The sequence below is a fragment of the Salinispora pacifica CNR114 genome (assembly GCF_000514775.1).
GTDB classification, from domain to species: Bacteria; Actinomycetota; Actinomycetes; order Mycobacteriales; family Micromonosporaceae; genus Micromonospora; species Micromonospora pacifica.
Genome location: NZ_AZWO01000007.1, coordinates 132004 through 152000, shown reverse-complemented (window position 1 = coordinate 152000; position 19997 = coordinate 132004). Strand labels below are relative to the sequence as shown.

Here is a 19997-nt window from a genome sequence, read left to right as displayed (position 1 = left end):
ACCGACGATGGCGCGCGGTGGCGGCGCTGACCGCGGCCGGCCTACTCGCCGCCGGCTGCACCGCCGGCACCGGCGACGCCGACCCCGCCCCCCGCGACTTCGCCCAGGTGCTGCGGGAGGCCCGCGGGCAGACGGTCAACCTCTTCATGTACGGCGGCGACGACGGCGCCAACCGCTACCTCGACGAGGTCGTCGCCCCGGCCGCCCGCGAGCGCCTCGACGTCCGGATCAACCGGGTACCGATCACCGACACCGCCCTGGCGGTCAACAAGGTCCTCGGCGAGAAACAGGCCGGCCGCGGCTCGGGCGGGTCGGTGGATCTGGTGTGGATCAACGGGGAGAACTTCCGCACCGGCAAGCAGGCCGGGCTGTGGCAGTGCGGGCTGGTCGAGCTGTTGCCGAACATGCGCTACGTCGACTGGTCCGAGCCGACCGTCGCCAACGACTTCGGCACCCCGGTCGAGGGGTGCGAGGTGCCGTGGAGTCGCGCCCAGTTCGCGTTCAGCTACGACTCCGCCCGGGTCAGCGACCCGCCGACCAGCCTCGCCGGGCTACTGGACTGGATCCGCGCCCACCCGGGCCGGTTCACCTACCCGGCCCCGCCGGACTTCACCGGCTCGGTCTTCGTCCGGCACGCCCTCTACACCCAGGCCGGCGGGGTCGGCCAGATCCCGGACGACTTCGACCAGGCCGCCTACGACCGGCTCACCCCGCCACTGTGGCAGACCCTGCGCGAGCTGCGGCCCGCCCTGTGGCGCGCGGGTGAGACGTACCCGGCCAACGAGAAGGAGCTCAACGACCTGTACGCCAACGGGCAGGTCGACTTCACCATGACGTACGGGCCGGCGCAGGTGACCAGCCTGGTCGAAAGGGGACAGTTCCCGGCCACCACCCGTACCCTGCTGCTGGACGAGGGCACCATCGGCAACACCAACTATCTCGCCATACCGGCCAACGCCGCCAACCGCTCCGCCGCCCTCGCCCTGGCCGACCTGATGCTCTCCCCCGAGTTGCAGTACGAGAAGGCCCGCCCCGACGGGTGGGGCCAGTATCCGGCCGTGGACCTCGACACGCTCGACGTCGAGTGGCGGGACCGCTTCGCCGCCCTGCCCGCCTCGGCCCAGGTGCCGAGCTACGACCAGCTGTCGCGCAACAGTCAACCGGAGCTGCGGGCGGAGTGGCTGCCGCCGTTGGAGGAGGGCTGGCGGCGCGAGGTACTGCAACAGTGAACCACCGCCGCACCGGCCTCCTGCTGATCCTGCCGGCGCTGGCCACCGTGGTGCTGCTCTTCGGCGGCGGGCTCGGCTACGGGTTCGCACAGAGCCTCGGCCTGGCCGGGTTCACCGACACACCGGTCGGCCTGGCCGCCTACCAGCGGGTGACCGAGGGTCCGGCGTTCACCGACGGGCTGCTGCTGAGCCTCTGGATCTCCACCGTCGCCACCGGGCTCGCCGTCGCCATCGGGGTCGCCGCCGCCCTGGCCCTGCGCCGCACCGCCGCGGGCCGACGCACGGCCACCTTCCTGGCCCAGCTCGGGCTGCCGGTGCCGCACCTGATCGGCGCGGTCGCGATCGGGCTGCTGCTGGCCGACTCCGGCCTGCTGGCCCGCGTCGCCCGTACCGTCGGCGTCGCGCTGCCCGCCCTGGTCGCCGACCCGCACGCGGTCGCCGTGATCGCCGAGTACGTGTGGAAGGAGGCACCGTTCGTGCTGATCGTCGTCCTCGCCGCGCTCGGCGGGCCGGTCGCCGAGCACGAACGGATCGCCGCCACCCTCGGTGCCCGCCCCCGGCAGGTGCTGCGGCACGTGACCCTGCCCCTGCTCGCCCCGTCGATCCTGGCCGTGGCGGTGCTGATCTTCGCCTTCACCCTCGGCGCGTACGAGGTGCCCGCACTGCTCGGCCGGGCCTACCCGCAGCCGCTACCGGTCCTCGCCTACCAGCGGTTCACCGCCGCCGAACTCTCCGGCCGGGCCGAGGGCGTCGCCATCGCCCTGCTGATCGCGGTCATCGCCGTCGCGGCGGCACTCGCGTACACCGGGGCCAGCCGGCGGGCCGTCGGCCGGGTGACGGGAGCGCGGCGATGACGGAAGCGCGGCGACCCCGCCGGCCGCTCGGCGCGGCGCTGACCCGCCCCACGGTGCTGGTCCTCACCGGGCTCTGGGTGGCGGGGCCGCTGCTGCCGCTGGCCGTGCAGGCCTTCACCGACCAGTGGTTCTACCCCGACCTGTGGCCGAACCGCTGGTCGCTGGCCGGCTGGGAGCAGGCCCTCGGCCCGCAGTCCCGCCTCGCCGAGGCCGTCGCCACCTCCATCGGCATCGGCGCCGCCGTCGCCGTCCTCGCCACCGCCCTCGGAGCCGCCGCCGGACGCGCGCTGGCCTGGTACCGGCTGCCGGGAAGACGGCTGATCGAGCTGGTCCTGCTCGCCCCGGTACTGGTGCCCCCGTTCGCCGTCGCCATGGGCGCGCAGATCGTCTACCTGCGTGCCGGGCTCGCCGACTCGCTCACCGGCGTGATCCTGGCCCAGCTACCGGCGGCCACCGCGTACGCCACGCTGCTGATGTCCGGGGTGTGGGCCGGGGTCGACCCCGCCCTGGAGCGGCAGGCCCGCACCCTCGGCGCCGGGGCGTGGCGGGCGTTCCGCGAGGTCAGCCTCCCCCAGCTGCGCGGCGGCCTGCTCGTCGCCGCCATGTTCGCCTTCCTCATCTCCTGGAGCGACTATTTGTTGACCCTGCTCATCGGGGGCGGCGTCGTCACCACCGTGCCGCTGCTGCTCTTCGCCACCGCCGCCGGCAGTGGCAATCAGGCCGCCACCGCAGCCATCGCGCTGGTCGCCGTCGCCCCGCCCCTGCTGCTGACCGCCCTCGCCGCCCGGCGACTCGCCGGCCGAGACACCGCCCTACTCGGAGTCGGCCGATGACCACCGACATCACCATCGCCGACCTGGACCACACCTACCCGGGTGCCACCACGCCGACGCTGCGCCGGGTCACCCTGGAGGTGCCGGCGGGCACCCGTACCGCCGTCCTCGGGCCCTCCGGCAGCGGCAAGTCCACCCTCCTGTCGATCGTCGCCGGGCTGAGCACCCCCACCGGCGGCGACGTCCGGCTCGCCGGCCACAGTGTCCTGCGCCAGCCCCCGCACCGGCGCGACCTCGGCGTCGTCTTCCAACGCCCCCTGCTCTTCCCGCACCTCACCGTGGCCGAGAACGTCGCCTTCGGCCTGCGGATGCGCGGCACCGACCGCGCTGCCATCCAACGGCGGGTCGCCGAGCTGCTCGACGCCGTCGCGCTCCCGGGCTACGGCGAGCGGCGCAGCGGCGAACTCTCCGGCGGCCAGCAGCAGCGCGTCGCCCTCGCCCGCGCCCTGGCCGCCCGCCCCGGTGTCCTGCTACTCGACGAGCCGTTCAGCGCCCTCGACCCACAGCTACGCGGCGACATGCGGGCGCTCCTCACCGAGCTGCACCGGCGGGAGGGCAGCACCACCCTCTTCGTCACCCACGACCGCGACGAGGCCACCGACGTGGCCGACACGGTCACCGTGCTCCTCGGCGGCCGGGTCGCGCAGCACGCCCCGCCCGCCGACCTGTTTCGCCGGCCCGCGACCCTGGCCGTCGCCCGATTCCTGGGCGGCGCCGGCAACGCCATCCCCGGCACCGCTTCCGCCGGCCACTTCGACTGCCCCCTCGGCCGGCTCCGCCTCGACACCGACCACCGAGGAGCGGGCCTGCTCCTCATTCGCCCGGCAGCCATCGTGGTCGGCGACCAGCAGGGGGAGAACGTGGTGTCGGCGACCATCACCGCCGTCACCGACCGGGGCACCCACCTCGACATCCAGGCCACCAGCGCGGGAGTCACCCTGCAGCTCACCACCGGGCCGGCAGCACCGCTGCGCCCCGGCGACGACACCCACCTCTGGCTGCCCCCGGCCCACCTCAGCGTGGTCACCCCGTAGCCAGGACAGGCCGCGCCGCGCTGGCTACTCGCCGACGCGTAGCGCAGCCAGGAAAGACCGCCAGGAACCCCGGTCGATCGTCAGCGCCGGCCCCGCCGGATCCTTACTGTCCCGCACCCCCACCACACCCGGCAGGTTCGTCGCCACCTCAACACATTGGTCGTTGGAACCACTCCGGCTGCTCTTACGCCAGGTAGCACCCATCAGGCCCATGGCTCCGCGACCTCTCCGGTCATCTCGTGTCGCCATCTCCAACCGCCCTCCATGAACCGGTTGATCGACTCCAGTACCGCGCCACCAGCAAACCTCAGCCCGGCCAAAGGCTCTCACGCAGCGCAGCCGAACCCTTCGGCCGTAGCCGCGCGATCAGCACACTGTGAAGCACAACGCCTGTCCCGAACGCGGCGTCGCGGTGGCACGGTCGATTCAAGAAAGAGGGGCAGCGCCAAGTTGAATCCGCCCAGCGCCGGTCGGCAGCAGATCCTGGACGAGGGGTCCTAGCGTTGCAGCGAGACCAGGAAGGACCGCCAGGAACCCGGGTCGATCGTCAGCGCCGGCCCCGCCGGGTCCTTACTGTCCCGCAGCCCCACCACACCCGGCAGGTTCGTGGCCACTTCGACACAGTCGTTGGTCTGAGCACTGCGACTGCTCTTCCGCCAGGTAGCACCCGTCAAGTCCATGACTCCGTCACTTTCCTCACCAGTTCGATCGACTCCTGTGGAGGCAATGCCTCGCCAAGGGTAGCTTCCCAGACCCGTTGCAGCCGCCCGAGATCCGACGGCTGATCGACTTCCTGCCCACCCACCTGCGTCGCGAGGAACGCCAACTCCGTCTCCTCACGGAGGGTCGCGAGGATGAACGGCCCGCCCATCCCCGGATACTCCTGCCCTGACAGTGGCACGACATACAGCCGAACACGGGGATGCTCGGTCGCCACCCGGGCGAGGTGAGCAGTCTGGTCATACATGGTCTTACGGGTCCCGACCTGTCGACGCAGAGCGGCCTCGTCTACCACCGCCACCAGGCGCGGCTGCTCCTCGTCGTAGAGTATGCGCTGGCCTTCCATCCGCTCGTTGAGCCGCGCCTCCACCTCCGCTGCCTCAAGCAGGCCACCTGCCTCGAAGACGGCACGCGCGTACGCCTCGGTCTGGAGCAGACCGGGAACGTAGAGCGGTTCGAACCACCGCAGCACCCGCGCCTGCGAAACGATCTCGCCACCGCCGCGTAGCCAGGGTTGGGCACGATCCAGACTGACCAGGTTCGTCAGCATGCGGGTGAAGAGGCCGCCGGTGTCCAGCGCCTTGTCGAACTGCTCGAGATACTTGCTGGTCGGCGGCGCCTGCCCCAACTCCACCGCACTGACCATCGACGGCGAATAGTTGATGGCCCTGGCCAACTCCTCCTGACTCCAGCCCCGCCGAACCCGCGCCCGCCGCAACTCCGCCACCAAAAACGCCGCAGCGGTCATCTCTCCAGTCGCCATCTCCAACCGCCCTCCACGAACCGGTTGATCGACTCCAGTACCGCGCCACCCGCAACCCCAGCCCCACCCAAAGGCCCTCGCACAACACGGCCAAACCCTTCCGACCGTAGCCGCGCCATCAGCACACTGTGAAGCACGACGCTCGCTTCCATTTCCGAACGCAGCGTCGCGGTGGGTCGCCCGCTCCCCCGGCCGGGCGACCTCCACCGCCGGGGGCGTGACACTCACAGTGGATTCAAGAAGGGCAGCGCTATGTCTCGATCTATCCGAAGCTGGCTTCTCCACCCGTTCCGGTGGCCCCACAACCAACGCCCCATCCCGCTCGCACCCCGACACCACCCGGTCTGGCGCGGGCCCCGCCCCCGGTGCTCCTGCGGCCTACGCTGGCGAACCTGCCCGGACCGCCACACCACCGTGCCAACCGAACCCACCACCGCCGCGCCCCCACCGAACCGCCCCGCGTGGAACGCCCCCACCGTCGCCAACCCCCAGGTTGGCCGCGTCGGCTGGCTCACCCCCGCCCAAACCTGGCGCGCCAACGGCGGCAAATGGTGACCCCTCCCGCCGCCCGACCACACCTGCCACTACGCCCACTCTGGATCTGCCGTACCTGCGCCGCACCCTGGCCCTGCGCCACCGCCCGACTCACCCTGTGCCACGAGTACGCCAAGGACCTCGTCGCGCTCCGGATCTACCTCTGCAACCAACTCCACGACGCCGCAGCCGACCTGCACAAACTCCACCCACAGAAGGACCCAGATCCAAAGACCCTCTTCGACCGCTTCCTTGCCTGGACACCCCGAAGCAGCCCGACAGCGAATCCAGATCAGGATGACGGGGTTGGATAGCACCGCCACGGCGGGGCACCCGGTGAGTCGGCGGGTCACCGGAATGTCGGTGGGTGATGGTGGCATCGGTGGAAGCGAGCTTCTCGTGCTCATGACACCTCAGCGACCCCGGAGAGGTGGTCAGGAGCGCGGTTCCCGGCTCGCGAAACAGGATGCCAGCAACCGGTGGAGGTTTCATGGGAAAAGTGGTCTTGGATATGACGATGTCGGTAGATGGCTGCATCGCCGCCGCGGACGGTGGGCCCGCCGGGCTGCATGACTGGTTTTTCGCACCCTCGCCAGAGAGCCAGGCGATCGTCGAGGAGCTACAGCGCAACATGGGCGCGATGGTCATGGGGCGACGCACCTACGACCAGGGCGCCAGCCAGGACGGGTTCGTGGACAACCCGTTCCCGGTCGAGCACTTCGTCGTCTCGCACAGCACGCCGGAGCAGGTGGCCAAAGGGGATACCGTCTTCCATTTCATCCCGGACGTGGCCGAGGCCGTACGCCGTGCGCAGGCCGTTGCGGGGGAGCGTGAGGTCATCATCGGCGGCGGCGCCCAGCTCGCCCAGCAGTGCCTGGCCGCGGGGCTCGTTGACGAGATCCGGCTGGCGGTACGGCCCCTGGTGATCGGTGACGGGATAAAGCTGTTCGACGATACCGCCCTGCGGTTGGAGAACGTGGGTGTGATCGATACACCCCAGGCGACCCACCTGCGGTTCCAGATTCTGCGCTGAGCTGGTGCTCCCTGCGGCGCGGGGGCCGCGTCCCAGGGAGCACCAGGCGGCCAGGATGACGCCCGACTGCGCCACCGCCCGTGCCCCTGCCCTCGCCACCTCAGCCCCGACCCCTCGGTGCTTCAGTTGATGGCTTGCCGGGACTCCGCGTGATCTCAGCCGCTAGTTTGAGGAGGTTAAGCGCATCTGACGAGGAACCCTGGAGCGCCGAATGCCACACCTGACCATTGTTGTCGACGTTCGCGCCAAGCCGGACCAGGTGGAACCGCTCAAGGCCGAGCTCAGGAGGGTTGTCCCGATCATCCGACAGGAGAACGGGTGTATTAACTACTACCTCCACCAGGACAACAGCGACCCCACCCGTTTTCTCGTTTACGAGAACTGGGAGTCCCATGAACTCTGGCAGGTGCACATGAACCGCTCACATGTGCAAGATCATGGGAAAGCCACCGCCGACAAGATCGCTGAATGCACGCGGTACGAGATGACTCACATTGATTGAGTCCGGCGCCGTGGGTGTGGTGTTGGGGTGCGCCCCGACACCACACCCACTGTCAGTGGGCATCGGACTGTGACTGCGCAACCGATGCCGCGGGCTTGGTCGCCAAGACGATCCCTTGCAGGGGCTTGTCCCCGGCCTCGGGCTGCTTGACTATCGTGGACCACAGGTGAGAGCTAGCCTCACGCGACAATGTCACCACGTCGTCGGGATCCTGCCGATAGCAGTCCAGGTCGACGGACTTGCCTAGCGCCTCGTCATAGTGCACCCGCTCGTCACGCTCAGCCGAGGTTGGCCTTCTCGAGCGCGGCGCAGCAGGTGTCGACCATGAGAGCGGTGACGACATACGGGTCAACGTTGGCGTTGGGTCGCCGGTCCTCGATGTAGCCCTTCTTGTCGACCTCGACCTGCCATGGGATACGCACGGAGGCGCCGCGGTTGGAGACGCCGTAGCTGTACTCGTTCCACGGGGCGGTCTCGTGCGCGCCGGTCAGGCGGGACTCGACACCGGCGCCGTAGTTGCGGATGTGCTCCAGCGGCTTGTCGTCACGACCGAGGGACTCGCAGGCCTCGATGATCGCGTCGTAACCCTCGCGCATCGCCCGGGTCGAGAAGTTGGTGTGCGCGCCAGCGCCGTTCCAGTCGCCCTTGGCCGGCTTTGCATCCAGCGTGACGGTGATGCCCGCGTCCTCGGCGGTGCGGTGCAGCAGCCAGCGCGCGACCCAGAGCTGGTCGGCGACTTCCAGCGGGGACAGCGGGCCGACCTGGAACTCCCACTGGCCGGGCATGACCTCCGCGTTGATACCGGAGATCGACAGACCGGCAGCCAGGCAGTTGTCCAGGTGCTCCTCGACCACGGCACGGCCATGGATGTCACCGGCGCCGACGCCGCAGTAGTAGCTGCCCTGCGGGGCCGGGTATCCGCCGTCGGGGAAGCCCAGGGGGCGGTCGCCCTGGAAGAACGTGTACTCCTGCTCGATGCCGAACAGCGGCTCCTGGGCCGCGAACCGTTCGGCGATCGGGCGCAGCAGGGCACGGGTGTTGGAGCTGTGCGGCGTACCGTCGATATTGAGGACCTCACACAGCACCAGCAGGTTGTCGCCGCCGCGGATCGGGTCGGGATAGCTAGCGACCGGCTGGAGCACGCGGTCGGAGCTGTGTCCCTCAGCCTGGCTGGTGCTGGAACCGTCGAAGCCCCAGAGGCCCGGCTCGACGCCATCGGCGATGATCTTCGTCTTCGACCGCAGCTTCGCGACCGGCTCGGTGCCGTCGATCCAGATGTACTCAGCCTTGTAGACCATGTCTCTCTCTTCCTGTGAATGGGCGCTGGTTGGCCCGTAAAATGTGGACGGAAGCCGCAGGCCGCGGATCCGCCGGAACGAGGTGGCTGGCGTCGCCTAGCGCACGGGTGCCGGCGCCGAGGTGAGCAGCGCTACGACGCTGTCGTGCGCTCCCCGCTCGGCGTCGGAGAGCGGAGTACCTCCCCAGCGGTCCTGCACCTCCGGGGAGGCCCCCCGGTCCAGGAGGTACCGGACCACCTCGACGTGCCCCTCGGAAGCAGCCAGGTGAAGCGCCGTCCGCTTGTCGTAGTCCATGGAGTTCGGGTCCTTGCCCGTGGCCAACGAGATCCGGACGAGGTCCAGGTCTCCCTGGGTGGCCGCCCACAGCAACCGCAAGGTCGAGGCGACCTCTTCCTCGTTCTTCCCGCGCCGAGGATCACGCTTGCCGGAGACCTCGCCTGGGGCGAAGGAGTCGTACACGTGGAAGTTGAAGCGGCTCACCAACTCCTTGCAGAAGGCGACACCACGTACGGAGTTGCCCAACGCGTCGAGGCGCGGGGACCAGACGCAGATGCCCATCACGCCGGGAACCACGATCATGAGGCCGCCGGCGACGCCGCTCTTCGTGGGCAGGCCGATGACGAAGGCGAACTCGCCGGAGTAGTCGTACATCCCGCAGGAGGACATCAGCGACAGGCACTTGCGTACCGTGTCGGCCGAGAAGATCCTCTCGCCGGTCAGCGGGTTCACTCCCCCATTGGCCAGCGAGGCGGCCACGACCGAGAGCGACCGGGCGTCGATCTCGATCGAGCAGCACTGGAAGTAGAACTCCAGCGTCTCCATCAGGTCGGTGTTGGCAGGGAACGACTGGTGTTCGCGCATGAAGTAGCCGAGAGCGAAGTTGCGGTCAGCCGTCCGGCGCTCCGAGAGGTAGACGGCGTTGTTGAAGCCGATCGCCCCACCCCCGGCGAGCCGGCGCCAGGTCTCGGCAACGTGGTCGAAGCGGTCGGCCGTTTCCCAAGCGGGACGCACCAGGGAACAGCACATGATCGCCCCGGAGTTGATCATCGGGTTGTGCGGCAGCCCGTCGCTGTTGAGCGTCAACTCGTTGAACCCGCGGCCGCTCGGCTCCCGACCGACGTGCTGGTGCACGAGGTCGGCGCCGTGCTCCTCCAGCGTGAGGCAGTAGTTGATCGGCTTGCACATCGACTGGACGCAGAACATGTCGTCCGCGTCCCCGACCGCGAAACGCTGCCCGTCCACGGTGCAGAGAGCGACCGCGAACTTCTCCGGATCGACACGGCCCAGCTGCGGGATGTAGTCGGCGACATGCCCGCCGTCGACGCTCTTGAGGCCCTCGAAGACCGTCGTGATCTCAGCCTGGAGCGCGGCGAAGTCCGGGATGACGAAGTCCCCCAGGATCGCCCGCTCGACGACACCACCACCCTTCTTGCACAGGGCGATGAAATTGTCGAGGTCGATCCGGGAGTCTCCCCCGCCCTCCGCGGCCTGCCGCAGCTCGGCCCACACCTCGGAGACGCGAGGATCCGAGTCCGAAATGCCGGACTCCCGGAGGCGCGCGCTGAGCTCCGCCGTGGAGATCCTGCCCTCCGCGTCGAGGCTGAAGGACTTGTGGAGCTTGCCGTAGTGCCTGACCGCGAACTCGTCGGCCCTCGCCGTTCCACCGCCCACGATTCCGGCCGCCGGCTGGCCGGAATCGTGCAGCCGGGTACCGGACTTCTTCTTGGTCGCAGCCATGATGGGGTTCCTACTTCTCTCTGACCGGGGACGACAGACATATCGACGCGCCCGACCGCCAGCCGTTCGAGGCGGCTTGTCGTGTGGGTGCTTCGTACGAGGCGTGCTCCGGAAACGTCCTGACGGAGCGGTCTCGGAGACCATCTAAACATAGCACAGCTATGTTATGTATCCTGGAGGTGTGGCCAGGAGGAAAGATCCAGCGGTCCGTACCCAACTCATCGAGCGGGCAGCGCAGATGCTCCGCACCCGGGAGCCCATCACCCTCCGCTCGCTGGTGGCCGGCACGAGCGTGTCAACCATGGCCGTCTACACCCACTTCGGCGGGATGGACGGCATGTGGAAGGCCCTCCGGCAGGAGGGCTTCACCCGCCTCGCCACCCGCCTCGCCCAGGTAACCCCCTCGACGGACCCGGTCCGGGACCTGACCGCCCTCATCGCCGCCTACCTGGGCAACGCCCTCGACCACCCCGACCTGTACCGGGTCATGTTCGACGCCAACTTCGACCTGGAAGACGCCCAGGCTGCGGATGACACCCTGGAATACCTGGTCCAAGCCGCCGAACGAGGCCGCCGAGCCGGCCGCTACCGCGCCGACACCAACCCCCTCGAACTGGCCACCCAGAGCTGGGCCGTCGCCCACGGGCTGGTCTCCCTGGTCGCCACCGGCCCCCTACCCCGGCCGACCCTCGCCCACGGCCCCCTCCTGCTGACCGCACTCTTCACCGCCACCGGAGACGACCCCGACCGGTGTGCCCGGTCGGTGGAGAGCGGCTGGCAGCCGCGCCTGGCCGGCGAATGACCGATCAGGCGCACGCCCGCTTCAGGGAGTACGCCGTCCGCAGCGGGCCAGGGAGACGCGTAAGTATCACCGGCGAGGAGCCACGCTCCGGAGGGTTCTCGGCCGCAAAACAGCGCTGGGCGGGGGTTGACGGCTCTGCGGACCCTCCCGCTGGCCTTCTCGAGAAGCGCGGCAAAGCCGGCCGCGGTGAACGCGACCGGCTGGCGAGCGAGGTTCTGTTTCCCCGGGTGGAGACCCAGCCCGTTCGACGAAGACGCCGGCGAGCAAGGGTGGGCGCGAGCGGGCGGTGACAGTGGGTTTGGGATGGCAATCCCCGGTCCGGGTGCCCGACACGTCGTAACGCTGTCGGGCACCCGGGCGACGTCAGTTCTGCGTCAACACGCACACAGCCGAGCGGCCATGGGCAAAGACCAGGGTTCGTTGTGGACGACTCGGCAAACGATACCGATCGCGGTCAGCGAGGCGCGGCGAAGACCTGTGTCCAGTACGGTCCGTTGCTACTCGCGACGCCAACCCCGATCTCGGTGAAGGAGCAGTTCAGGATATTCGCCCGGTGGCCGGGGCTGTTCATCCACGCGGTCATCACGGCTTCGGGGGACTGCTGGTTCCAGGCGACGTTTTCCCCGTAGGTGCGCCACTGGTAGCCGACAGCGTTGATCCGGTCGCCGGGGCTACTGCCGTCGCTGCCCGTGTGCGACATCTTCTGGTGGTCGGCCTGGTCCTGGCTGTGCCGCTGGGCGGCGGTCATCAGCTTCTCGTCGATACTCAGTGCCGCACAGCCGGCCTTCGCGCGCTCGGCGTTGGCTAGCCGGACCACCTCGCTGGCCTCGGTGCTCACCCCGCCGTTGGAGGGTGGAGTGGTGGGTACCTGAGTGGGGCTGGGTGCGGTGGTGGGCACCCGAGTGGGGCTGGGTGCGGTGGTGGGCACCCGAGTGGGGCTGGGCGCGGTGGTGGTATGTGGCGGCTTGGAGCGGTGACTGCCCCTGTGGCGTTCCCGGTCGAAGCGGGACCTGGCGGAATGACGCGACGCCGAGGCTGACTTCCGGCGCGCGTCTTCCGACCGCGACTGTGAGGCGTTGCTCCACGCGGTGCTGGGACTGGTTGAGGACGACGTCACGCCCCCCTCATCCGACGTCGGATTCGTGGCCACAATGTCCTTGTGTGCGGAGGTGGGGACGGTGTTGCCACCGTCGGACAGTGCGGCGGCACCGGCTCCGAGGCTCACGACCAGCGTGGCAGCCGCCGCGGCCCCGATAAGCACGGGCCGCCGGTTCCGGTGGCCGGCCCGAGGGCCCTCGCTGGCGGATCTAGCGTCGGCCGGAGCGGCGCCAGCGACCGGCCGCGTGCTGGTCACTCCGTCTGCGTACCCAGCGGTCCGCCTGGTGGCCGTCTCCTCAGGCCGCCAACCGCCGGTGACCTCGGGTCCTCCGGTGGCACCAGCCGCGTGACGCCCACCTCCGGAGGGCTCGTCTCGCCAGCCCGTGGGCTGCCGGCGCCAGCCGCCCGCTGATTCCTGCTGCCAGCCGCCGGTGTGCTGCCAGGTGGGGGCGGCTTGCCCACCCCGCGAGGGCTGGTCATGGTACGAGCTACCCGCGGCTGCCCAGCCTTGTGGGGTCTCGGACTCCGCCCGCCAGTGCGCGGTCTGTTGCCGCCGGTCCCACTCGTCGGCAGGGCGGTCCCATTCGTCGACAGGGCGGTCCCATTCGTCGACAGGCTGGTCCCAGCCATCGGCCGCCGGTTCGGATCGCCGGCGATTATCATCCGGTTCCATCGATTCGCTCCAGCCGTACACGCCGGTAGCCTCCTCGGTTTAAAACTGCGGGGTCGAGGCGACGCTACGGGCCAGATATTTCCTGCGGCAACGTGCCTAAGAAATGACTAAGAAGGAGTTAAAGGAAGCGGTTCCCCGAGACGCGGGCACTGATGTGGGCCACTAACGTTTACCGCGTCGTGGCAAGGTTCCGGCGACGGTGGCCTGCTGACCGCACCAGGCCCGGCGTGGGCAGCGGCCATGACACGTACCCTCCCGCATTCGTCAACAGACAGCGGGCGACGCTACTTGCCGAACGCGCCAACGACACCGCCTAACAGTCGACTGAGACCAGACATCAAGCACAGTTGGGCACGCGTAGCTCCCGTTTCCGGCCCGATCCAGTTACACAGTAATAACTAAACGCTACCTACCGGCGCCGATATCCCCGCCTTACTGATCACGAACCGCACGCGCCAACCGACCAACACCCATTGGATGCGGCCCTCCGTGGTCAGGCGGGGGGACGGGCCACGATGACGTACTGGAACCAGGTCCTGGCGAGCTGACCGAAGTGCCGCGGCACCCCACACCGGTCAGGGGTGCGTCATCCGGAGCAGGTCGAGCGCCTCGTCGAGCTGCTCCCCGGTGAGCTTGCCGGACTCCAGGTGCCCCCGGGAGACCACCACCTCCCGGATCGGAACCTGCTTCGCGAGGGCCTCCTTCGCGATCGAAGCGGCCTCGTCGTACCCGAGATGCCGGTTCAGCGGGGTGACGATGGACGGCGAGCCCTCCGCGTACGCCAAACAGACCTCGACGTCCGCGACCAGGCCGACCACGCACCGGTCCGCCAACAGCCGCCCCGACGCGGCCAGCAATTTGATCGACTCCAGCAGGTTGCGGGCCATCACCGGGAGCATGACGTTCAACTCGAAGTCGCCCTGGGAACCGGCGAAAGCGACCGCCGCATCGTTACCGATCACCTGCGCACAGACCTGGCGGACCGCCTCGCAGACCACCGGGTTCACCTTGCCGGGCATGATCGACGAACCGGGCTGGAGATCCGGGATACGCAACTCCCGCAGCCCGGCGCGGGGGCCAGAGCCCATCCAACGGATGTCGTTGGCCATCTTGTAGAGACCAACCGCGATCGTCCGCAGCTGCCCGGAGGTCTCCACCAGCGCGTCCCGCGCGCCCTGCGCCTCGAAGTGGTTCCGCGCCTCGGTCAACGGCAGCCCCGTCGAGTCGCGCAGCCGCTCGACCACCCGCGCCGCGAAGCCCAGCGGAGTGTTGATGCCGGTGCCGACGGCGGTCCCACCCAACGGCAGCTCAGCCAGGCGGGGCAGGGCCGACTCCAGCCGCTCGATGCCGTAGCGGACCTGCGCGGCGTACCCGCCGAACTCCTGGCCGAGCGTGACCGGCGTGGCGTCCATCAGGTGGGTACGCCCCGCCTTGACCACATCCCCGAACTCGGTGGCCTTGCCCTCCAACGCCTCCGCCAGATGCACCAGGGAGGGCAACAGGTCCCGGGTCACGAACTCGGTGGCGGCCAGGTGGATCGAGGACGGGAAGACGTCGTTACTCGACTGGGACGCGTTCACGTCGTCGTTGGGGTGCACGTCGGCACCGAGCTCGCGACCGGCCAGGGTGGCGATCACCTCGTTGGTGTTCATGTTCGACGACGTGCCAGAACCGGTCTGGAAGACATCGACGGGGAACTGGTCGTCGTACCCGCTGTCGGCAACGTGCGCCGCGGCGGCGACGATCGCGGCGGCCACGTTCGCGTCGATCACCCCCAGCTCACCGTTGACCTCGGCCGCGGCTCCCTTGATCTGGGCCAGCGCCCGGATCTGGGCCGGCTCCATCCCCCGCCCGGAGATCGGGAAGTTCTGCACCGCGCGCTGGGTCTGCGCCCGCCACAGCGCCGCGGCCGGCACCTCCACCTCGCCCATCGAGTCGCGTTCGATCCGGTAGCCCGTCACCTCAGGTTTCGTCACCCCACCATCCTGCCGCGCACGACCGCCCCGCGCCGATATTCACCCCGAGCCGCTCAACCAAGCTCGGCCAACAGCCGCCGCACCTCGTGCCGCTCCGGCACATCGACCTGGTCGAGCAGGGCAAGCGCCTGGACCCAGTACGCTCGCGCCGCACGCACGTCCGTCGACCGCAGGCAGCGGGCCATGCCGTCCAGGGCCCGCGCCTGCTCGTACCGATGGTTGATCTTCTGGGCGTCCTGCAGCACCCGGCGGAAGAGATCCAACGCGCTTGGCCGGTCCCCCTGATCGGCGATCGCCCGAGCCAGCAGGTTGCGGGAGCCACACGCACCAACCCGGTCGCCGGACTTGTTGATCGCGATCAGCGCCTCCCGGTGCAGTCGCGCGGCTTCCCCGGGCCGCCCAGCCTCCCGCGCCAACACGCCAAACTCGTTGAGGACCTCGCCCTCGCCGTAGCTGTTGCCGACCCGCCGGGTAAGCCGTAGTGCCGCCTGGAGCAGCCGCCGGGCGGGCTCGATGTCCCCCATCCGGTGCCGGATCATGCCGGTGTGCGCGAACGCCCGGCCCAGTTCCCAAAGATCATCGAGCTCTCGGGCCAGCAGCATGTGCATCCGGATCGTGCGCAGGGCTTCCTCGTACCGGCCCCAGTAGGCGAGCGCGCAGCCCCTGTTGCTCGTCAGCTCAACAAGCGCACCCCGCCCGGTTCCAGCATCGGCGGACCTGATCGCCTCGTCGAAAAACTCCAAGCCGCGCCGGTAGTCGCCATAGTTGGAGTAGGCGATTCCGAGGTTCATCAGTGCGCTCACCACCTGTCGGCGCAGCCCGAGCCGGCGGCACACCTGGAGGCACCGCGACGTCAGGGTGATCGCCTCGGGGAACTGCGCCAGCCGATAGTGCGCCGAGGCCAGGTAGTTCAGGGTCAGCGCCACCGCAGCCTGATCGTCGAGACGCTCCGCCGCGCGGAGCCCCACGGTGTGCATTTCGATCAGCTCGCTGAAGTGGCCGCCTTGGTAGCTCGCCCACCAGCAGGCGCGGGCAAGCCGCCAACAGTGCTGGAGCAATCCCTCCGCCTCGGCGATTCGGGGCAGCACGGTCAACACCACGCGGTTGCTTTCGAACCAGGTCGTCCCCTGCGGTAGGCATGCCTCGACCAGGTCGGCCCGTGGCGGATCCGGCAGTACGAAGGCGGCCCGACTGGATGCTTCGAGCGAACGGGCGATCGCCGCCGCCACGTACAGGTGATGATCGAGGAGCCGTTCCAGGGCGGCGGAGCGCTCCGCCCTCCGGCCGGGCTCGGCCAACAGGCGGCGAGCGTACTCCTGGACCAGGTCGTGTAGGCGGAACCGGCCCGGCCTCGGCTCCTCGACCAGGTTCGCGTCGATCAACTCGTCGAGCAGGTCCCGGGTGTCGGGTAGGGCCAGCTCAGCCAACGCGGCGGCGACCGCGTTGTCGAAGTCGCAGGCCGGATGCACGCCGAGCAGCCGAAAGAGCCGCCGCGCGGGCGGTGAGACCTGCGCGTACGACAGGGCGAAGGCGCCGCCAACCGAACGCGGCCCGGCCGTGAACTCGGCCAACGGGTCACGGGCTCCGGCCAGCCGCTCGACAAGGTCAGCAATCTGCCAGCTCGGCCGGTGCGCCAACCGGGCACCCGCGAGTCGGATCGCCAACGGCAGGAAGCCGCAGCGACGAATCACCTCCGCCGCCGCCTCCGGTTCGGCGGCGACCCGCTCCGGACCGGCCACCCGCCCCAACATCGTGACGGCCTCGTCCAGATCGAGAACGGGCAGCGACACGGGGTGACCCGCGTCCAGCCCGGCCAACCGCCATCGACTGGTCACCAGGGTGAGGCAGGAACGCCCGGTCGGCAGCAGGGGTGCGACCTGATCGACGCTCGCCGCGTTGTCCAGCAACACCAGCGCCCGCCGGTCGGAGAGTTCGGTGCGCCACCGGGCGAGACGATCCTCCAGGTCCACCGGAACCTGCTCCGCCGGTATCCCGAGCTGCCGCAGCAATGTCGCCACCGCGGCGGCCGGGGTCAACGGGGTGCGGTCGCTGTGGCCATGCAGGTCGATGAAGAGCTGCGCGTCCGGGTAGCGGTCGGCGAGGCGGGTGGCGAGGTGCACCGCGAGGGTGGTCTTGCCGCTACCCGCCATCCCGTCGATCAGTTGAACCTGGGTGTCTCCCTCGTGGAACTGCTGGAACAGGTTCGCGACGATCTCCTGTCGGCCGGTGAAGTCGCTGATCGCCCTCGGTAGGCCCCGGACCGGGGCGGTGCTGCGCCGCGATCCAGTGGTGACCAGGTCCCCGGCCAGCACCCGCTGGTGCAGCTCCTGCAGCTCCACGCCGGGCTCGATGCCCAACTCGTCGGCGTAGTGCCGGCGCCCGTCCCGGTAGACGGCGAGGGCATCGGCCTGGCGACCGATGGCGGAGAGAGCCAGCATCAGTTGGCCCCGCAGGCGATCCCGCAGCGGGTGTCGCGCGACCGCCTCGGTCAGTTCGTCGATCAGGTCGACGGCGTTGCCGAGCCGCAGCTCGACGTCGACGCACTCCTCCAGCGCCGTCACCCGTTGCTCATCGAGCGTCTGCGCCCGGCCGCGTATGCTCCGCCCGGCGACGCCGCCCAGCGCCGGCCCCCGCCAAAGCGCGAGCGCGGTACGGAACCGCCGGCGGGCGTCAGCCAGTTGGTCAGCGGCGACCGCCGCCCGCGCGGCAACAACCTCGTCGCCGAACACCTCGGCGTCGAGGTCACCGGGCGCGGTACGGACGCCGTAGCCAACCGGGTCGGTGACGATGAGCTCCGGGGGTAACCCGAGGGTGACGAACCGGCGCCGCAGCCGGGACACACAGGTCTGCAGCTGGGCTCGGGCAGTAGCCGGTGGCTGCTCCTCCCAGACCGCGTCGACCAACTCCTCCGCTGGCACGATCCGACCAGCCTGCAGTAGCAGCATCGCGAGGATGGTCCGATCCCGACCCGCGGTAACGGTGGCCTCGCCACCGACCCGTAGCGGGCCCAGGATCCCAAACCGCATACTTCCGCCTCTGCCGTTCTTGCAACTTCCAGCAGGGTAGCTGTCGGCCTAAAACTGTTTTGGCTACAGCGATAGCGCGGTGAGAGTGGATCAAGAGAGGGGCGTCCGACAATCCAGGACGCGCAGTTGATGAAACATGTGACGGGGGCGGTGCGCCCGTTCCGCTGCAGCCGAGCGGGCGCACCGATGTCAGCGGCGGCCCACGGTGAGGACCGGCTTGGTCACCTCGGCGAAGAAGTCGTTGCCCTTGTCGTCGACCACGATGAAGGCCGGGAAGTCCTCCACCTCGATCCGCCAGACCGCCTCCATGCCGAGCTCGGCGTACTCAAGCACCTCGACGTGCTTGATGCAGTCCTGGGCCAACCGGGCCGCCGGGCCGCCGATCGAGCCGAGGTAGAAGCCGCCGTGCTCCTGGCAGGAGCGGGTGACCTGGGTGGAACGGTTGCCCTTGGCCAGCATCACCATCGAGCCGCCGGCGGCCTGGAACTTCTCCACGTACGCGTCCATCCGACCCGCCGTGGTCGGGCCGAACGAGCCGGAGGCATAGCCCTCGGGGGTCTTCGCCGGCCCGGCGTAGTAGACCGCGTGGTCCCGCAGGTAGGCCGGCATCGACTCGCCGGCATCCAGCCGCTCGGCGATCTTGGCATGGGCGATGTCCCGGGCGACGACCAGCGGACCACTCAGCGACAGCCGGGTCTTGACCGGGTACCTGCTCAACTCGGCGCGGATCTCGGCCATCGGCCGGTTGAGGTCGACCCGGATCACCTCCGACGACTCCAACTGGGACTCGGTCACGTCGGGCAGGTAGCGGGCCGGGTCCGTCTCCAGTCGCTCCAGCCACACCCCCGAGGGGGTGATCTTCGCGACCGCCTGCCGGTCCGCCGAGCAGGACACGGCGATCGCGACCGGGCACGACGCGCCGTGCCGGGGCAGCCGGACCACCCGCACGTCGTGACAGAAGTACCGGCCACCGAACTGCGCGCCGATGCCAAAGTCCCGGGTCAGCTCCAGCACCTCGGCCTCCAGCTCCAGGTCGCGGAAGCCGTGCGCGGTCAGCGAACCCGCGGTCGGCAGCCCGTCGAGGTACTTCGCCGAGGCCAGCTTGGCGGTCTTCAGCGCGTATTCGGCGCTGGTGCCGCCGATGACGACGGCCAGATGGTACGGCGGGCAGGCCGCCGTGCCGATCAACCGCAGCTTCTCCTCCAGGAACTGCATCATCCGAGTCGGATTCAGCAACGCCTTGGTCTCCTGGTACAGGTACGACTTGTTGGCCGAGCCGCCGCCCTTGGCCATGAAGAGGAACTTGTACGCGTCCGGCTGCCCGTCCGGGTCTTCGGCGTAGAGCTCCACCTGCGCCGGCAGGTTGCTGCCGGTGTTGCGCTCCTCCCACATGGTCAGTGGGGCGAGCTGCGAGTAACGCAGGTTCAGCCGGGTGTACGCCTGCCAGACCCCCCGGGAGATCGACTTTGCGTCCGCCCCGTCGGTGAGTACGTGCCGGCCCCGCTTGCCCAGCACGATCGCCGTACCGGTGTCCTGGCACATCGGAAGCACCCCACCGGCGGCGATGTTGGCGTTGCGCAGCAGGTCCAGCGCGACGAAGCGGTCGTTCGGCGAGGCCGCCGGGTCATCGATGATCGACCGTAGCTGCGCCAGGTGCGCGGGCCGCAGAAAATGCGCGATGTCGTGCATCGCCTCGGCGGTCAGCGCGGTGAGCACGGCCGGCTCCACAGTAAGGAAGCGGCGACCACCGGGGCCGTTGACGACGTCAACGCCCTCGTCGGTGATCAGGCGGTACTCCGTCTGGTCCGAACCGGTCGGCAGCAGGGGTGCGTACGAGAAGGAGGCGGCACTGCTCATGAGCGGAAAGCCTAGGGCAGAAGAGCCC

The 19997-nt window shown here is 69.5% G+C and carries 17 protein-coding genes; 8 read left to right on the top strand and 9 right to left on the bottom strand.

Annotation, left to right across the window (positions count from 1 at the left end; genetic code table 11):
- Nucleotides 1-17 precede the first annotated feature (17 nt).
- From B118_RS0106315 to B118_RS0106300, 4 genes are read left to right on the top strand one after another with little or no spacing between them, the layout of a single operon-like run.
- On the top strand, nt 18-1229 hold the full coding sequence (locus B118_RS0106315) for an ABC transporter substrate-binding protein (RefSeq protein ID WP_028192526.1): 1212 nt from the start codon (nt 18-20) through the stop codon (nt 1227-1229).
- Nucleotides 1226-2083 carry an ABC transporter permease gene (locus B118_RS0106310; protein ID WP_018810330.1) on the top strand — a complete coding sequence of 286 codons (858 nt, stop codon included), beginning with the start codon at nt 1226-1228 and terminating at the stop codon, nt 2081-2083. Before B118_RS0106315 ends, B118_RS0106310 begins: the two co-directional genes overlap by 4 nt.
- Nucleotides 2080-2916, top strand: a complete 837-nt coding sequence (locus B118_RS0106305) for an ABC transporter permease (RefSeq protein ID WP_028192525.1) — start codon at nt 2080-2082, stop codon at nt 2914-2916. The genes B118_RS0106310 and B118_RS0106305 overlap by 4 nt, the downstream gene beginning before the upstream one ends.
- Nucleotides 2913-3950 carry an ABC transporter ATP-binding protein gene (locus tag B118_RS0106300; RefSeq protein ID WP_028192524.1) on the top strand — a complete coding sequence of 346 codons (1038 nt, stop codon included), beginning with the start codon at nt 2913-2915 and terminating at the stop codon, nt 3948-3950. Before B118_RS0106305 ends, B118_RS0106300 begins: the two co-directional genes overlap by 4 nt.
- Before the next feature lie 24 nt (nt 3951-3974).
- Here B118_RS0106300 and B118_RS0106295 read toward each other — a convergent pair whose 3' ends face one another.
- From B118_RS0106295 to B118_RS0106285, 3 genes are all read right to left on the bottom strand, one after another.
- Entirely contained in the window at nt 3975-4163 is a 189-nt protein-coding gene (locus B118_RS0106295; protein WP_026270476.1) for a DUF397 domain-containing protein, read from the bottom strand.
- A gap of 284 nt (nt 4164-4447) precedes the next feature.
- Nucleotides 4448-4630 carry a DUF397 domain-containing protein gene (locus B118_RS0106290; protein WP_018810334.1) on the bottom strand — a complete coding sequence of 61 codons (183 nt, stop codon included), beginning with the start codon at nt 4628-4630 and terminating at the stop codon, nt 4448-4450.
- Nucleotides 4621-5433: a helix-turn-helix domain-containing protein gene (locus tag B118_RS0106285; protein ID WP_028192523.1), complete on the bottom strand. Its 813-nt coding sequence runs from the start codon at nt 5431-5433 to the stop codon at nt 4621-4623. Before B118_RS0106285 ends, B118_RS0106290 begins: the two co-directional genes overlap by 10 nt.
- A gap of 548 nt (nt 5434-5981) precedes the next feature.
- Between B118_RS0106285 and B118_RS0106280 the strand changes: the two genes are divergently transcribed.
- The 3 genes from B118_RS0106280 (at nt 5982) to B118_RS0106270 (ending at nt 7502) form a co-directional block, all read left to right on the top strand.
- A complete protein-coding gene (locus tag B118_RS0106280) occupies nt 5982-6281 on the top strand; it encodes a hypothetical protein (protein ID WP_018810336.1) in 300 nt (99 codons plus the stop codon).
- A gap of 176 nt (nt 6282-6457) precedes the next feature.
- Nucleotides 6458-7000, top strand: coding sequence for a dihydrofolate reductase family protein (locus tag B118_RS0106275; protein WP_272945069.1), 543 nt, complete (start codon nt 6458-6460; stop codon nt 6998-7000).
- Nucleotides 7001-7211: 211 nt separating this feature from the next.
- Nucleotides 7212-7502: a putative quinol monooxygenase gene (locus tag B118_RS0106270; RefSeq protein ID WP_018222288.1), complete on the top strand. Its 291-nt coding sequence runs from the start codon at nt 7212-7214 to the stop codon at nt 7500-7502.
- 278 nt (nt 7503-7780) lie between these two features.
- On the opposite strand, the gene glnII is transcribed toward B118_RS0106270, so the two are convergent.
- Entirely contained in the window at nt 7781-8800 is a 1020-nt protein-coding gene (gene glnII, locus B118_RS0106260) for a glutamine synthetase (RefSeq protein WP_018810339.1), read from the bottom strand.
- A gap of 96 nt (nt 8801-8896) precedes the next feature.
- Complete coding sequence (glsA, locus tag B118_RS0106255; protein ID WP_018222286.1) at nt 8897-10537, bottom strand: glutaminase A; 1641 nt, start codon at nt 10535-10537, stop codon at nt 8897-8899.
- Nucleotides 10538-10718: 181 nt separating this feature from the next.
- Between glsA and B118_RS0106250 the strand changes: the two genes are divergently transcribed.
- Nucleotides 10719-11339: a TetR/AcrR family transcriptional regulator gene (locus B118_RS0106250; protein WP_196231355.1), complete on the top strand. Its 621-nt coding sequence runs from the start codon at nt 10719-10721 to the stop codon at nt 11337-11339.
- A 454-nt stretch (nt 11340-11793) separates the two neighbouring features.
- On the opposite strand, the gene B118_RS0106245 is transcribed toward B118_RS0106250, so the two are convergent.
- From B118_RS0106245 to B118_RS0106230, 4 genes are all read right to left on the bottom strand, one after another.
- Nucleotides 11794-13131 (bottom strand): CAP domain-containing protein, encoded by a 1338-nt coding sequence (locus B118_RS0106245; protein WP_028192521.1) that lies wholly within the window; start codon nt 13129-13131, stop codon nt 11794-11796.
- Nucleotides 13132-13685: 554 nt separating this feature from the next.
- Nucleotides 13686-15086 (bottom strand): class II fumarate hydratase, encoded by a 1401-nt coding sequence (locus B118_RS0106240; RefSeq protein WP_028192520.1) that lies wholly within the window; start codon nt 15084-15086, stop codon nt 13686-13688.
- A gap of 53 nt (nt 15087-15139) precedes the next feature.
- On the bottom strand, nt 15140-18112 hold the full coding sequence (locus B118_RS0106235) for an AfsR/SARP family transcriptional regulator (RefSeq protein WP_018811547.1): 2973 nt from the start codon (nt 18110-18112) through the stop codon (nt 15140-15142).
- A 189-nt stretch (nt 18113-18301) separates the two neighbouring features.
- The gene (locus B118_RS0106230; RefSeq protein WP_028192519.1) at nt 18302-19969 is read right to left on the bottom strand and encodes a fumarate hydratase; all 1668 of its coding nucleotides are present in this window, start codon (nt 19967-19969) and stop codon (nt 18302-18304) included.
- Between the last annotated feature and the right edge of the window lie 28 nt (nt 19970-19997).

What these genes read in the sequence shown, in the direction of transcription:
- B118_RS0106285 (WP_028192523.1), bottom strand. Translation starts at nt 5,433, where the DNA reads ATGGCGACTGGAGAGATGACCGCTGCGGCGTTTTTGGTGGCGGAGTTG.
- glnII (WP_018810339.1), bottom strand. Translation starts at nt 8,800, where the DNA reads ATGGTCTACAAGGCTGAGTACATCTGGATCGACGGCACCGAGCCGGTC.
- glsA (WP_018222286.1), bottom strand. Translation starts at nt 10,537, where the DNA reads ATGGCTGCGACCAAGAAGAAGTCCGGTACCCGGCTGCACGATTCCGGC.
- B118_RS0106305 (WP_028192525.1), top strand. Translation starts at nt 2,080, where the DNA reads ATGACGGAAGCGCGGCGACCCCGCCGGCCGCTCGGCGCGGCGCTGACC.
- B118_RS0106280 (WP_018810336.1), top strand. Translation starts at nt 5,982, where the DNA reads ATGGTGACCCCTCCCGCCGCCCGACCACACCTGCCACTACGCCCACTC.
- B118_RS0106295 (WP_026270476.1), bottom strand. Translation starts at nt 4,163, where the DNA reads ATGGGCCTGATGGGTGCTACCTGGCGTAAGAGCAGCCGGAGTGGTTCC.
- B118_RS0106300 (WP_028192524.1), top strand. Translation starts at nt 2,913, where the DNA reads ATGACCACCGACATCACCATCGCCGACCTGGACCACACCTACCCGGGT.
- B118_RS0106290 (WP_018810334.1), bottom strand. Translation starts at nt 4,630, where the DNA reads ATGGACTTGACGGGTGCTACCTGGCGGAAGAGCAGTCGCAGTGCTCAG.
- B118_RS0106230 (WP_028192519.1), bottom strand. Translation starts at nt 19,969, where the DNA reads ATGAGCAGTGCCGCCTCCTTCTCGTACGCACCCCTGCTGCCGACCGGT.
- B118_RS0106270 (WP_018222288.1), top strand. Translation starts at nt 7,212, where the DNA reads ATGCCACACCTGACCATTGTTGTCGACGTTCGCGCCAAGCCGGACCAG.
- B118_RS0106275 (WP_272945069.1), top strand. Translation starts at nt 6,458, where the DNA reads ATGGGAAAAGTGGTCTTGGATATGACGATGTCGGTAGATGGCTGCATC.
- B118_RS0106235 (WP_018811547.1), bottom strand. Translation starts at nt 18,112, where the DNA reads ATGCGGTTTGGGATCCTGGGCCCGCTACGGGTCGGTGGCGAGGCCACC.